A 14,408-nucleotide genomic window follows, 5' to 3' on the forward strand; every position below is an offset into this window, starting at 1 on the left:
TAAAGCAACCGGAAACGTTGAACCTGACGTTCCAAGGAGGAAGGACATGCACGAGAAGGACGAGATCCCCGTTGTGCAGCGGGCCTACCCGGAGGATCTGGGCGAGACCCATCCCGAACACACGCCCGAGACCGACTCGCCCGCGATCCGTGAAGTCGCGCCCGAGGACCTCGGCACCTGGCTCGGCAAGGGCTGGCGCGACCTCTGGAAGACGCCGGTGGCCCTCGTACACGGCCTGGTGATTGCGCTGGCCAGCCTGGTCCTGTTGGGCCTGTCGTGGAACCAGCCGTGGATGGCCTTTTCCTTCCTCGCCGGCATCCTGCTGCTCGGCCCTGTACTCGCGGTGGGGGTGAACTACCTGGCGCTGCAGAAGGAACGCGGCGAGCCGGGCGGTGCCGGACTCGGCTGGCTGGGCACCCTCGGTGGCTCGATCTGGGGCTTCGCCGCGCTCCTGGCCGTGCTGTTCGTGATCTGGGCCAGTTTCGTGTGGATGTGGATCGCGGTCCTCAACATCGGCGAACTCGCCATGATGGGGCAGTTGCACCATCTGGTGGGTGCGATGCTCGGCAGCGGCGCCGGGATCATCTCGCTGGTGGGGGTCGTGCTGGCCGCCATCGTGTTCGGGCTGGTGGTCTTCGCCCTGAGCCTGGCGACCATCCCGGCCCTCCTGGATCACCGGGTGCGCGCCGATGCCCCGCAAAAGAGCCTGATCGAGTCCATTGGTGTCAGCCTGAAGGCCTTCAACCACAACCCGGGCACCCTGATTCTGTGGGCCCTGATCATCACGGCCCTGTTCATGGTGTCGATCGCAACCGGCCTGCTGGCCCTGATCGTGATCTTCCCGTGGCTGGGTTTCGCCATGTGGCATGGCTACCGGGATATGGTCGAGGCAAGCTGAGCTCCGACAGGCCAAGCGCGGTCGTCCCCGGGGCGCGGGCTCCGGGGACCACCGCGCTCGTGCTAACGTTAGGGACACGCCACCATCTACGCTCGCAAAGGAGAGGCCGATGAGCGAAGAACAGAAGGATCAGGAGCGCGAATCGCGCCTGAGCGATGCCTATCACCGCATGCTGAACGAGGTCACCGAGGACCTCGAGAAACTGGAAGACAAGACCAGCAAGGCCATCACCGAGGCCCTGGAGAACGCCCGCGACCGTGTGCAGAAGGCCAGCGACCTGACCCGCGAAGAGGCCCACGAGGTGATGGACTACCTGCGCCGCGACCTGCAGGACCTCGGCGCCTACCTGGACAGTCGCAGCTCTGACTGGCGCGGCTGGCTGCAGATCGATCTGGGCCTGATCGAGGCCGGCATCAAGAACGCCCTGGAGCGGATCGCCGACCGCACCCGGATCGAGATCACCGAACTGACCGCGCGCGCCCAGGTGATGGGCGAGTGGCACACCGGCGAGATCACCGGCCCGGGCGAGCTGCTGTGCAAGAAGTGCGGCCATCCGCTGCACATGACCCGGGTCGGCCGCATCCCCCCGTGCTCCAACTGCCACAACACCACCTTCCGCCGCGGCCCCGGAGGCACCGAGGCGGAGTAACCCCTCCGGGGACAGGTTCAGTCGGCGCCGCGGGCGCCGCGCCGGCGCCCGACGGCGGCACCGGCAACCACCAGCACCAGCGCGGCAAGCACGGCCGGCCCCGCCCCGGTGGCGGTCGCCGGCGTCACGCCCTGGCGCGGCTGCAGGGTGCCGGTGACTACCTCGCGGGTAAACGAGCCCGAACGTTCCAGGATGCGGCCATCGGCATCGATCAGGGCCGAGATCCCGGTATTGGTCGCGCGGATCATCGGGCGCCCGGTCTCCACCGCCCGCACCCGGGCGATCTGCAGATGCTGGGCCGGCGCCAGGCTGTCGCCGAACCAGGCGTCGTTGGAGACATTGACCAGGAATCCCGCCTCCGGCAGCGCGGCCCGGATGTGGCGCGAATACGCAGACTCGTAACAGATGCTGACCCCGGCCGTCTGGCCGGCCACCCGCATGCGCCCGTCACCGGTCCCCGGGGACAGGTCGGACATCGGGATCGCCAGCAGCCGGTCCAGCCAGTCGAGCTGGCCGCGCAGCGGGATATATTCGCCGAACGGGACCAGCTGGCGCTTGTTGTACCCCGCGCCGGTGGTCACGTTGATCACCGAGTTGTAGACGTGACGGCCGGCCGAAGCATGGTCGAACACCCCGACCAGCAGCTCGGCATCGTGCTCCGCCAGCGACTGCGCGAGCTGCCCCAGCGGGCGCTGCACTTCCACATAGAACGCCGGGATCGCGGTCTCCGGCCAGACCACCAGATCCACGTCCCCTGCCTCGCGGGTCAGTTCCTGGTAGATCCCCAGCGAATACTCGATGCCGTCGGCATCCCACTTGCGTGCCTGATCGATATTGCCCTGCACCATGGCCACCGAGAGCGCCTCGCCGCCCGGCTCTACCCAGCGTGCGAGCCCCGGCACGAGCGAAGCCAGCACCAGCACCCCGACCAGCCCCGCGCCCGCCCCGCGCTGCCCGGCCCGGAACACGCTGACCACGGCCACCGCCAGCAGTGCCACGACCAGCCCCGCCCCCAGCTCGCCGGCCAGCGGCAGCCAGGGCTGCAGCGGTGTGTCCAGCACGGTGTGCCCGAACAGGAGCCAGGGAAAGCCGGAGAACAGCCAGGAGCGCGCCAGCTCCATCAGCACCAGGCCACCGGCCAGCGCCAGCATCCCGGCCGGACGCCCCAGCGGCAGGAAGCGCGCCGCCAGCGCGGCCAGCAGCGCCGGATAGACCGCCATGGCCAGCACAAACAGCACGGTAATCAGCGAGGCCACGACCAGCGGGGCCTGGCCGAACACCAGCAGGCTGTTGAAGATCCAGGTCACCCCGACGCCGAAAAACCCGAGACCAAAGGCATAGCCGATCCCGGCGGCCCGGCCCGGGGTCACCCCGGGCAGCAGGGCAAACCAGGCGGCCAGGGCCAGTGGGGCCGCCAGGAACCAGCCCACCGGGGCAAAGGCCAGGGTCGCCCCCGCCCCGGCCAGCAGGGCCACCAGCCCCGCGGCCCAGGGCGGCAAGTCCGCGACACGGATCGGCATGACCGTCAGGGGGCGCGGTGGTCGCCCGGCTCCGGGGCCGGGCCATCGAATGGCTGCGCCCCCTCGCCGGTGGTCACGCGGCCATCCGGCTCCGGCAGGCGCATCTCCAGCAGATGCAGACGCCGGTTGTCGGCCCGCAATACGCGAAACTGCATGCCATCCACCACGATCTGTTCGCCACGCCGCGGCACATGCCCGAAGTGCGACAGCACCAGGCCTCCGATGGTGTCGAAGTCGGCCTCGCTGTAGGCGGTCTGGAAGTAGGCGTTGAACTCCTCCATCGGCGTCAGCGCCTTGATGGTGTAGCGCCCGCCGGGGTGCTGCATGATCTGGGTCAGGTAGTCCTCGACATCGTGCTCGTCCTCGATCTCGCCGACGATCTGCTCCAGCACGTCCTCGATGGTCACCAGTCCGGCCACGCCACCGTACTCGTCCACCACGATCGCCATGTGGTTGCGGCTCAGGCGGAACTCCTTCAGCAGCACGTTCAGACGCTTGCTCTCCGGCACGAACACCGCCGGGCGCAGGATCTCCTGCATGTCGAAGGCAGCATCGTCGGGCTCGCCGAAGAAGCGCAGCAGGTCCTTGGCCAGCAGGACGCCAACGACCTCGTCACGGTGATCCCCGACTACCGGCAGCCGCGAGTGCGCGGAGGCCACCACGTCGGGGAGAAACTCGGAGAGCCCCGCATCCCGGCGGACCACTTCCATCTGCGCGCGCGGGATCATGATGTCGCGCACCTGCATGTCGGCCACGTTGAGCACGCCCTCGAGCATGGTCAGGGCCTCGGGGTCGACCAGTTCGCGGGCGTGGGCGCCCCGCAGGGTCTCGATCAGCTCGCGGCGGGTAGCCGGTTCGCGGCGCGGACGCAGGGTCTCGGCGACGCGGGCCAGCCAGCGCCGCCAGATCGGTTGCTCGTCGGGTTCGGGTTCAGGCATCGGGGGCGTTTCCGGCTGGGTTCGGCGTCAGCGCGCGGGCCGGATGCTCGGCGTAGGGGTCGGGATAGCCTAACCCGGTCAGGATGGAGCGCTCAACGGCCTCCATCCGCGCGGCCTCGTCCGGCGTCTGGTGATCCATCCCCTGCAGGTGCAGCATCCCGTGCACCACCATGTGGTGGTAGTGGGCGGCCAGGGGCTTGCCCTGCTCCACCGCCTCGCGCGCCAGCACCGGCGCGCACAGGATGACATCGCCGAGATAGGCGTTCGCCTCGGGCGGCAGACCGGGCGGCAGCTCCGGTGCGGGGAAGGACAGTACATTGGTCGCGTAGTCGCGGCCGCGGAAGACATGGTTCAGGGTGCGCCCCTCGTCGACATCCACCAGGCGCAGCGTCACCGCAGCCTCGCCGGCCCCGCGCCAGGCCGCGCGGGCCGCGCGGTGCAGGGTGGTGGCAGCCGGCAGGCCGGCGCGCGGCACGGCGTACTGCACCGCAACCTCAAGCCCCATCGGCGTCCTGCCCGTCCACAGCGGCGCCGGCACCGGACTCGGGCGCCGCATCCGGTTTGCCGGAGGCGCTGTCGTGGGCGTCGTAGGCCTCCACAATGCGCTGCACCAGCGGATGGCGCACCACGTCACCCGCCTGGAAGCGGGTGATATGTACACCCTCCACGTCGTTCAGGATCTGCATCGCGTGCTTGAGCCCGGAGCGCTGGCCGCGCGGCAGGTCGACCTGGGTGATGTCGCCGTTGACGACCGCCGTGGAACCAAAGCCGATGCGGGTCAGGAACATCTTCATCTGCTCAACCGTGGTGTTCTGCGCCTCGTCGAGGATGATGAAGGCCTCGTTCAGCGTGCGCCCGCGCATGTAGGCCAGCGGGGCCACCTCGATCACCTGACGCTCCATCAGGCGCGCGGTCTGGTCGAAGCCCATCAACTCGTAGAGGGCGTCGTACATCGGGCGCAGGTAGGGGTCGATCTTCTGCGCCAGGTCGCCGGGCAGGAACCCCAGGCGCTCGCCGGCCTCCACCGCCGGGCGCACCAGCACCAGTCGCTGCACGCGGTCCTGCTCCAGCGCCGCGACGGCGGCGGCGACCGCGAGGAAGGTCTTGCCGGTACCGGCCGGCCCGATGCCGAAACTGAGGTCGTGCTGCGCAATCGCCGCCAGGTATTTCGCCTGGCGCGGGCCGCGCCCGCGGATCACCGCGCGCTTCAGGCGCAGCGATGGATCGCCCGCATTGCCGTCGGGCTCGGCCAGGCCTTCGACATGCGCCGTCTGCAGCGCCGTATGCACCTGTTCCAGGCTGACCGGCTCCTCCTGCGCCATGCGATGGAGGTCGTGGATCAGCGCCCCGGCGGCCTGCACCGCGGTCTTCGGACCGGTCAGATTAAAGCGCGGTCCGCGGTTGTGCACGGCCACGCCCAGGCGCGACTCGATCAGGCGCAGATGGGCATCCAGCGGCCCGGAGATCCGCGCGAGCGTCTCCTGGTCACCGGGTTCCAGGGTGAAATCCAGACGATTGGCCATGCGCTAGGGAACCACTGAACAATGTGCATGTTCGCGCTCGAGTCGCTTTTGCTCGCTGACCAGGCGCGGTGAGTGAAGTGTAGCCTGGCTACATGAACGAGCCGCAACGCCGTCCGCGGGCAAAAGCGGCCGAGCCCCGGCTTCAAATGATTTGTGGGGTTGGCACCCCATGTTCCCCGATCCTGCGTTGCGGCCCTTGCCGGTAGAACCACTACCGCCTGCGGACCGCGCCTTGACTCGGAAAACATGGGGTGCCAACGCGAACATGCACATTGTTCAGTGTTTCCCTAGGCGCCGACGGCCGCAGACATGGCCCGCTCCACGGTTCGGCCGCGCAGGGAATGCGCCAGGGCATCGGTGATCTCGACCGGGATCATCTGCCCGATCAGGCCGGGGTCGCCGGCGAAGTTCACGATGCGGTTGTTCGCCGTGCGTCCGGCCAGTTCGCCGGGATTGCGCTTGGCCGGGCCCTCGACCAGCACGGGCTCGATGTTGCCGACCATGGCCTGGTTGCGTTCGCGCCCGTGCTGCTCGATCAGGGCCTGCAGCTCGGCCAGGCGGGCCTTCTTGGTGGCCAGCGGCACGTCGTCCGGCAGTGAGGCCGCCGGTGTGCCCGGGCGGGCGCTGTAGATGAAGCTGAAGGAGAAGTCGAAGTGCAGCTCCTCGATCAGCTTCATGGTCGCCGCGTGGTCGGCATCCGTCTCGCCGGGGAAGCCGACGATGAAGTCGGAGGACAGGTCCAGGTCCGGGCGCGCCTCGCGCAGGCGGCGGATCTTGGACTTGTATTCCAGGATCGTGTGGCCGCGTTTCATCTGCGCCAGGATGCGGTCGGAGCCGCTCTGTACCGGCAGGTGCAGGTGGCTGACCAGCTTGGGCTCGTCGGCAAAGGCCTGGATCAGCGAATCGGAGAACTCCACCGGGTGCGAGGTGGTGAAGCGGATGCGTTCGATCCCGTCCACCGCGGCGACGTAGTGGATCAGCAGCGCGAGGTCGGCGGTATCGCCATCCTCCATCGGTCCCCGATAGGCGTTCACGTTCTGCCCCAGCAGGTTGATCTCCCGGACGCCCTGCGCGGCCAGCGCCACCACCTCGGCGATCACGTCGTCGAACGGCCGGCTGATCTCGTCGCCGCGGGTATAGGGCACCACGCAGAAGCTGCAGTACTTGGAACAGCCCTCCATCACCGAGACGAACGCGGTCGGGCCATCGGCCTTCGGCTCGGGCAGGCGGTCGAACTTCTCGATCTCGGGGAAGGAGATGTCCACCACCGGCGCCCGCTCGCGGCGTACCGACTGGATCATCGCCGGCAGGCGGTGCAGCGTCTGCGGGCCGAACACCAGGTCCACATACGGCGCACGTTCGCGCAGGGCGTCGCCCTCCTGGCTGGCGACACAGCCCCCCACGCCGATGATCACCTCCGGCCGGCGCTCCTTGATCTGGCGCCAGCGCCCCAGCAGCGAGAACACCTTCTCCTGCGCCTTCTCGCGGATGGAGCAGGTGTTCATCAACAGGACATCGGCCTGCTCCGGATCGTCGGTACGCTCGGCCCCGTGCAGCTCGCGCAGCGCGTCGAGCATGCGATCGGAGTCGTACTCGTTCATCTGGCAGCCGTGCGTCTGAATATAGACCTTGCGGATCATGCTCTCGGTACTTCGCTGGTTGGGCCGGTCAGGGATCGCCGTGCGTTCTAGAAGGGGACGTCGTCGTCATCAAAGCCACCGGAGACCGGGGCGCTGCTGCGGTTGCCACCCTGCTGGCCGCCACCGCCATAGGCATTGCCGCCGCCATAGCCCGGGTCCTGATCGAACCCGCCACCGCCGCCGCCCCCGCGACCGCCGATCAGCTGCATGTCGTTGGCGACCACCTCGGTGCTGTAGCGGTCGTTGCCGGACTGGTCCTGCCACTTGCGCGTCTGGATCTTGCCTTCGATATAGACCTGCGAGCCCTTGGACAGATACTGCGCGGCGATATCCGCCAGGCGCCCGAACATCACCACCCGGTGCCATTCGGTGTTCTCGCGCTTCTCGCCGGAATTCTTGTCGGTCCACTGTTCCGACGTTGCCAGACGCAGGTTGGTGACGGTAACCCCGTTGGGGGTCTCGCGCTTTTCCGGGTCGGCCCCGAGGTTGCCGAGCAGGATGACTTTGTTGACGCCGCGGGCCATGGGGCCTCCTTCAGTCGGGCATGGAGAGACAGACCCGATAGTGTAGCAGCCCGCCCCCGCCGCGACAGTGCACCGGTCCACGACGCGGAGCGGGCACGTCCTGCCGGCGCTACCGGGAGGGCGGGCGCGCCAGCCAGGCCGCCAGCTCGGGGGTATCCGGACCGCCGGGCTCCACCTTCAGGTAGAGGGACCCGGCGTCCGGCGACAGCTCGGCCTCGTGCACCCCCGGCCAGTGCGCGATCAGGCGCAGCAGCTCGGCCTCGCGACCGGACCAGTGGGCGGGCAGCGCCAGCACGCGGTTGGAGCGGTAGCGCGGCTGCATCCCGCGCGCCCCCCACCACCACAGCAGCAGCAAAGGCACCCCGGCGAGGAACACGCCGACCGGCCCGGCGACCGTCAGCAAGGCGCCCCCCAGCATCCCGCCGGCGAAGATCCCGAGGAACTGCGCGGTGGCGAAGCCGCCCATCGCGGTGCCCTTGTGGGCCACCGGCGCCACGCGTGCCACCAGGGACGGCAATCCGGCCTCCAGCAGATTGAACGCGGCGAAGAACAGGATCATCAAGGCGCCCAGCGTCCACAGGCCGCCACCGTCCAGCACCAGCAGGGCCAGCAGGACCTGCACCCCGGCCAGCAGGAGGATCGCCGCGCGCAGCACGGCGTGCACGCGCCGCCGCCGCTCGCCGAAGATGATCCCCGGCAGCATCAGCACGAACCCCGCCAGCAGGACCGGCACATAGAACTTCCAGTGACTCGCCCCGGGCAGCGCCAGGGTCTCCAGCAGCAGGACCGGGATCACCAGGAAGTTCGCGGCCAGCACCAGGTGCAGCACAAAGATGCCGAGATTCAGGCGCAGCAGGTCGGGGGCGCGCAGGACCCGCGGCAACGCGGACCACACCGGCACCATGTCCGGATGCCTGCGCACCCGATCCGGGCTCGGCACCCACAGGAACAGGATCACGATCGCGACCAACCCGAGCAGCGCAGAGAGGCCGAAGACCCCCTCCAGCCCCGCCGCACGGTCCACCAAGGGGCCCAGGGCCATCGCGGCGGTAAAGGTCAGACCGATGGTCAAGCCGATGGCAGCCAGCGCCCGCATCCGACGCTCCTCGCCGACCAGGTCCGCCGTCAGGGCCAGGATCACCGCGGCCACCGCGCCGGCCCCCTGCAGGGCACGCCCGAGGATGATGCCGTGGATGGTCTCCGCCAGCGCGGCCACCAGGCTGCCGGCAACGAACAGCAGCAGGCCGGCCAGGATCAGCGGCTTGCGCCCCACGCGGTCGGACAGCAGCCCGAACGGGATCTGCAGAATCGCCTGGGTGAGGCCGTAGATCCCCAGCGCCAGCCCCATCAGCAGCGGAGTCGCGCCAGGGATACGGTCGGCATGCAGCATAAAGACGGGCAGGACCATGAACAGGCCCGCCATGCGCACGCCATAGATCGCCGCGAGCCCGGTGGTGGCGCGCAACTCGCGCGGGCTCATGGCGTCCGGAACCGGCGCATGGACGGAGGGGTGTTCATGGCAGCGGAGTTTACCGGCAACCCCGGCGCGGAAACCATGGCGCCGCACGCCCGGGTGTTAACATGGTCGGTTTGCGGTACCCCGGATCGCCGGGCACACCGCGCGACGCAACCCGGTGGAGTCGACCCAGCCCCATGGACAGCATCAGCATTCGCGGCGCCCGTACCCATAACCTGAAAAACGTGGACCTCGATCTGCCGCGCGAGCGGCTGATCGTGATCACCGGCGTCTCCGGCTCGGGCAAGTCGTCGCTGGCCTTCGACACCCTGTTTGCCGAGGGCCAGCGCCGCTACGTGGAGAGCCTGTCCACCTATGCCCGGCAGTTCCTGTCGATGATGGAGAAACCCGACGTCGACCAGATCGAGGGCCTGTCGCCGGCGATCTCCATCGAACAGAAGAGCACCTCGCACAACCCGCGCTCCACCGTCGGCACCATTACCGAGATCTACGACTACCTGCGCCTGCTGTTCGCCCGCGCCGGCGAACCGCGCTGCCCGGAACATGGCGAGACCCTGGCCGCACAGACCATCTCGCAGATGGTGGACCAGGTGCTGGAGCTGCCGGAGGGCGACAAGGTCATGCTGCTCGCGCCCGTGGTGCGCGGACGCAAGGGCGAGCATCACAAGATGCTGGAGGCGATGCGTTCCCAGGGGTACCTGCGCGCGCGCATCAATGGCGGGATTCACGACCTCGATGCCCTGCCGGCGCTGGACCCGAAGCGCAAGCACAACATCGAGATCGTGATCGACCGCTTCCGCGTGCGCGAGGACCTGCGCCAGCGTCTGGCCGAGTCCTTCGAGACGGCCACCGAGCTCGCCGACGGCCTGGCCCTGATCGCCTGGATGGACGAGCCGGAACGCGAACCGATGATCTTCTCCGCCCGCTTCGCCTGCCCGGTCTGCGGGTATGCGCTGCGCGAGCTGGAGCCGCGCCTGTTCTCGTTCAACAACCCGGCCGGGGCCTGCCCCACCTGCGACGGCCTGGGCGTACACCAGTTCTTCGATCCCGAGCGCGTGGTCTCGCAGCCGGAGCTGAGCCTGGCCGGCGGGGCCGTGCGCGGCTGGGACCGACGCAACGCCTGGTACTTCAGCCTGCTGACCAGCCTGGCCCGGCACTACGGCTTCGACGTAGAGACCCCGTGGCAGGAGCTCCCCGCGGAGGTGCGCGCGGTGGTCCTGCACGGCTCCGGCAAGGAGAAGGTCAAGCTCGCCACGCCCGCCGCCAACGGCCGCCTGCGCACCGACGAACGCGTGTTCGAGGGCGTGATCCCGAACCTCGAACGGCGCTACCGCGAGACCGACTCCTCTGCCGTGCGCGAGGAGCTGGGCCGCTACCTGGCGGAGCAGCCCTGCCCCGACTGCCACGGCACGCGCCTGAATTCCGCCGCGCGCCATGTGTTCGTCAATGACTTGACCTTGCCGGAGGTCACGCACATGAGCGTGGCCAATGCCCAGACCTTCTTCAGCGACCTGCGCCTGCCCGGGCGTTTCGCCCAGATCGCGGAGAAGATCGTGCGCGAGATCTCCGCGCGCCTCGGCTTCCTCAACGATGTCGGGCTCGACTACCTGACGCTGGACCGCTCCGCCGACACCCTGTCCGGCGGGGAAGCCCAGCGCATCCGGCTGGCGTCGCAGATCGGCTCGGCCCTGGTCGGCGTCATGTACATCCTCGACGAACCCTCCATCGGCCTGCACCAGCGCGACAATGCGCGGCTGCTGAACACCCTCAGCCACCTGCGCGACCTCGGCAACACCGTGATTGTCGTCGAGCATGACGAAGACGCCATCCGACAGGCCGATCACGTAGTGGACATCGGACCGGGCGCCGGCCGCCACGGGGGCCAAATCGTCGCCTCCGGGACCCCCGAGGCCGTCGCCGCGCATCCTGAATCACTCACCGGTGCCTACCTGCGGGGCACACGATCTATCGCGGTCCCGGAACAGCGCCACGCTGCCGATCCGGAAGCCGAAATCCGGGTGATCGGCGCGCGCGGCAACAATCTCAAGGGCGGCGATTTCGCCTTCCCTACGGGCCTGTTCACCTGCGTCACCGGCGTGTCCGGATCCGGCAAGTCGACCCTGGTCAACAACACCCTTTATCCGGCCGTCGCGACCGCCCTGCATGGGGGCCGCCACCACATCGAGGCCCACGAGCGCATCGACGGCCTGGAACGCATCGACAAGGTCGTCGACATCGACCAGAGCCCGATCGGGCGCACACCGCGCTCGAACCCGGCGACCTACACCGGACTGTTCACACCCATCCGCGAGCTGTTCGCCGCAACCGCCGAGGCCCGCTCGCGCGGCTACAAGCCGGGGCGCTTCTCTTTCAACGTCCGTGGCGGGCGCTGCGAGGCCTGCCAGGGGGATGGCGTGATCAAGGTCGAGATGCACTTCCTCCCGGATGTCTTCGTGCCCTGTGACGTCTGCAAGGGCCACCGCTACAACCGCGAGACGCTGGAGGTGCGCTACAAGGGCAAGAACATCCACGAGGTCCTCGACATGACTGTGGAAGAGGCCCTCGACTTCTTCCAGCCCGTGCCGGTCATCCACCGCAAGCTGGAGATGCTGATGGAGGTCGGGCTGTCCTACATCCAGCTCGGCCAGAACGCGACCACCCTCTCCGGCGGCGAGGCCCAGCGCATCAAGCTGGCGCGCGAGCTCTCCAAGCGCGACACCGGACGCACCCTCTATATCCTCGACGAACCCACCACCGGGCTCCATTTCGAAGACATCGCCCAGCTCCTGCGCGTGCTCCACCGCCTGCGCGACCACGGCAACACCATCGTCGTGATCGAGCACAACCTCGACGTGATCAAGACCGCTGACTGGCTGATCGACATCGGGCCCGAAGGCGGCAGCGGCGGCGGCGAACTGCTGGTCGCCGGCACCCCGGAGACCGTCGCCGCCACCCCCAACAGCCACACCGGCCAGTTCCTCGCGCCGCTCCTGGCCCCGGCCGCCCGCCCTCGGGCCGTCTCCAACTGAAGCCGCGCATCCCGCGACCGGCTCGCAAACACCCCGCCCCGGACGCAAGAAAGCCGGCACGAGGCCGGCTTTCTTGGGACCGCCACCCCCGAGAGGGTGCAGTTCATTCCACTGCGAAATCTCAGGCGGCTTCGCCGTCCCCGGAATCGCCCTCGGGGCGATCCACCAGCTCCACGTAGGCCATCGGGGCGTTGTCACCCGGACGATTGCCGCACTTGAGGATACGCAGATAGCCACCCGGACGCTGCTGATAGCGCGGACCCAGCTCACTGAACAGCTTGCCCACGATCTCCTTGTCGCGCAGACGCGCAAAGGCCGTGCGACGGCCGTGCACGCTGTCTTCCTTGGCCATGGTGATCAGCGGCTCGGCGACCCGGCGCAGCTCCTTCGCCTTGGGCAGCGTGGTCTTGATCAGTTCGTGCCGGAACAGGGCCACGGACAGGGCCTGAAACGTGGCCTTGCGGTGCGAGCTGTTACGGCCCAGCTGACGGCCGGAATGACGATGACGCATGAGAGGCTTCCTCTAGAAAAACGATGGGCGCAGGGCGCCGTGATTACTCGTTGTCGTCGCGCAGACCCGGCGGCGGCCAGTTCTCGAGACGCATGCCCAGCGACAGCCCGTGGGTCGCCAGCGTGTCCTTGATCTCGGTGAGCGACTTCTTGCCGAGGTTCGGCGCGCGCAGCAGCTCGACCTCGGTGCGCTGAACCAGGTCGCCGATGTAGTACAGGTTCTCCGCCTTCAGGCAGTTCGCCGAACGCACCGTCAGCTCCAGCTCGTCCACCGGACGCAGCAGGACCGGGTCGATCGCACCACCGGCGGTCCCGACCACCTCGCCGGCCTCTTCCTGGAGGTCGACGAACGGGGCCAGCTGGCCCTGCAGGATCGTCGCTGCCTGACGCACCGCGTCATCCGGCGCGATCGCACCGTTGGTCTCCAGTTCCAGCACCAGGCGGTCCATGTCGGTACGCTGCGCCAGACGCGCGCTCTCGACGCGGTAGGACACGCGGCGGATCGGGCTGAAGCTGGCATCCAGCAGCAGTCGGCCGATGCCAGTATCGTCGCCCGCCTCGGACTGGCGTCGGGCGCTCACGGGCTCATAGCCACGGCCGGCCCGCGCGGTCAGCGTCACGTCCAGGTCGACGTTCTTGGTGATGGTCGCGATCACGTGTTCAGGATTCACGACCTCCACGTCATGGTCCACCTGGATGTCACCCGCCGTCACCACGCACGGACCCTTCTTCTTCAGGGTCAGGGTGGATTCGTCACGGCTGTGCATGCGCAGCGCCACGCCCTTGAGGTTCAGCAGGATGTCAACGACGTCCTCCTGCACCCCTTCGATCGTGGTGTATTCGTGCAGCACGCCCTCGATCCGGGCCTCGACGATCGCGGCACCGGGGATGGACGACAGCAGCACACGCCGCAGGGCATTGCCCAGGGTATGCCCGAAACCGCGTTCCAGCGGCTCGAGCGCGACCTTGGCCTGATTCCGGTTCTCGGCCTCGACCTCGATCTGCTGTTTCTTGACCAGTTCGTTCGACTGCATTGTGACTCCTGGCGCCAGGCCGAAAAACGATTACTTCGAGTACAGCTCGACGACGAGCGACTCGTTGATGTCCGCGGGCAGATCCGAACGGTCCGGGATCGCCTTGAAGGTCCCTTCGAACTTGCTGGTGTCGACTTCGACCCAGCTCGGGAAACCGGTCTGCTCGGCCAGGGTCATCGCATCCTGGATGCGGACCTGCTTGCGGGCCTTCTCGCGGACCGTGACCACATCCGACGGCTGAACCTGATAGGCGGCGATGTTCACCACCTGGCCATTCACCATGATCGCGCGATGCGCCACCAGCTGCCGCGCTTCCGAGCGGGTGGCGCCGAAGCCCATGCGGTACACGACGTTGTCCAGACGACCTTCCAGCAGCTTCAGCAGGTTCTCGCCGGTCGAGCCCTTGCGCTGGGCGGCCTTCTTGTAATAGTTGCGGAACTGCTTCTCCAGCACGCCGTAGATCCGGCGCAGCTTCTGCTTCTCGCGCAGCTGCACGGCATAGTCGGACAGGCGGGTACGACGTTCACCGTGCTGACCCGGCGGCTTGTCCAGCTTGCATTTGGTTTCCAGCGCGCGTGCGCCGCTCTTCAGGCCCAGATCCACGCCTTCGCGGCGGCTGAGCTTGCACTTCGGTCCAATGTAACGAGCCATTCTCGAACTCCAGCC

The 14,408-nt window shown here is 68.3% G+C and carries 13 protein-coding genes; 3 read left to right on the forward strand and 10 right to left on the reverse strand.

Going from position 1 to position 14,408, the window contains the following annotated elements; translation table 11 throughout:
* The first annotated feature begins 46 nt into the window (after positions 1-46).
* A complete protein-coding gene (locus D103_RS0108130) occupies positions 47-898 on the forward strand; it encodes a DUF2189 domain-containing protein (RefSeq protein ID WP_018865697.1) in 852 nt (283 codons plus the stop codon).
* Between the two features lie 109 nt (positions 899-1,007).
* Positions 1,008-1,547 (forward strand): zinc ribbon-containing protein, encoded by a 540-nt coding sequence (locus D103_RS0108135; protein ID WP_018865696.1) that lies wholly within the window; start codon positions 1,008-1,010, stop codon positions 1,545-1,547.
* A gap of 17 nt (positions 1,548-1,564) precedes the next feature.
* Here the strand turns inward: D103_RS0108135 and lnt are convergent, their stop codons facing one another.
* The 7 genes from lnt to D103_RS0108170 form a co-directional block, all read right to left on the reverse strand.
* The gene (gene lnt / locus D103_RS0108140) at positions 1,565-3,067 is read right to left on the reverse strand and encodes an apolipoprotein N-acyltransferase (RefSeq protein WP_018876463.1); all 1,503 of its coding nucleotides are present in this window, start codon (positions 3,065-3,067) and stop codon (positions 1,565-1,567) included.
* Positions 3,068-3,072: 5 nt separating this feature from the next.
* Complete coding sequence (locus tag D103_RS0108145; RefSeq protein WP_018865694.1) at positions 3,073-4,005, reverse strand: HlyC/CorC family transporter; 933 nt, start codon at positions 4,003-4,005, stop codon at positions 3,073-3,075.
* The gene (ybeY, locus tag D103_RS0108150) at positions 3,998-4,510 is read right to left on the reverse strand and encodes an rRNA maturation RNase YbeY (RefSeq protein ID WP_018876464.1); all 513 of its coding nucleotides are present in this window, start codon (positions 4,508-4,510) and stop codon (positions 3,998-4,000) included. The genes D103_RS0108145 and ybeY overlap by 8 nt, the downstream gene beginning before the upstream one ends.
* Positions 4,500-5,528 (reverse strand): PhoH family protein, encoded by a 1,029-nt coding sequence (locus D103_RS0108155; protein WP_018865692.1) that lies wholly within the window; start codon positions 5,526-5,528, stop codon positions 4,500-4,502. The genes ybeY and D103_RS0108155 overlap by 11 nt, the downstream gene beginning before the upstream one ends.
* A gap of 287 nt (positions 5,529-5,815) precedes the next feature.
* Complete coding sequence (gene miaB / locus D103_RS0108160) at positions 5,816-7,168, reverse strand: tRNA (N6-isopentenyl adenosine(37)-C2)-methylthiotransferase MiaB (RefSeq protein WP_018876465.1); 1,353 nt, start codon at positions 7,166-7,168, stop codon at positions 5,816-5,818.
* 47 nt (positions 7,169-7,215) lie between these two features.
* Positions 7,216-7,692 carry a single-stranded DNA-binding protein gene (gene ssb / locus D103_RS0108165; protein ID WP_018865690.1) on the reverse strand — a complete coding sequence of 159 codons (477 nt, stop codon included), beginning with the start codon at positions 7,690-7,692 and terminating at the stop codon, positions 7,216-7,218.
* A 109-nt stretch (positions 7,693-7,801) separates the two neighbouring features.
* Entirely contained in the window at positions 7,802-9,172 is a 1,371-nt protein-coding gene (locus tag D103_RS0108170) for an MFS transporter (protein ID WP_018876466.1), read from the reverse strand.
* Positions 9,173-9,345: 173 nt separating this feature from the next.
* Between D103_RS0108170 and uvrA the strand changes: the two genes are divergently transcribed.
* Positions 9,346-12,198, forward strand: coding sequence for an excinuclease ABC subunit UvrA (gene uvrA, locus D103_RS0108175; RefSeq protein WP_018876467.1), 2,853 nt, complete (start codon positions 9,346-9,348; stop codon positions 12,196-12,198).
* A 121-nt stretch (positions 12,199-12,319) separates the two neighbouring features.
* On the opposite strand, the gene rplQ is transcribed toward uvrA, so the two are convergent.
* The 3 genes from rplQ to rpsD are packed head-to-tail and all read right to left on the reverse strand — an operon-like array spanning position 12,320 to position 14,393.
* The gene (gene rplQ, locus D103_RS0108180; RefSeq protein WP_018865687.1) at positions 12,320-12,709 is read right to left on the reverse strand and encodes a 50S ribosomal protein L17; all 390 of its coding nucleotides are present in this window, start codon (positions 12,707-12,709) and stop codon (positions 12,320-12,322) included.
* Between the two features lie 43 nt (positions 12,710-12,752).
* A complete protein-coding gene (gene rpoA, locus D103_RS0108185; RefSeq protein ID WP_018865686.1) occupies positions 12,753-13,742 on the reverse strand; it encodes a DNA-directed RNA polymerase subunit alpha in 990 nt (329 codons plus the stop codon).
* A 30-nt stretch (positions 13,743-13,772) separates the two neighbouring features.
* Complete coding sequence (gene rpsD, locus D103_RS0108190; RefSeq protein ID WP_018865685.1) at positions 13,773-14,393, reverse strand: 30S ribosomal protein S4; 621 nt, start codon at positions 14,391-14,393, stop codon at positions 13,773-13,775.
* Between the last annotated feature and the right edge of the window lie 15 nt (positions 14,394-14,408).

The sequence above is a fragment of the Thioalkalivibrio sp. ALE31 genome (genome assembly GCF_000377405.1).
In the GTDB taxonomy this organism is placed as follows: domain Bacteria; phylum Pseudomonadota; class Gammaproteobacteria; order Ectothiorhodospirales; family Ectothiorhodospiraceae; genus Thioalkalivibrio.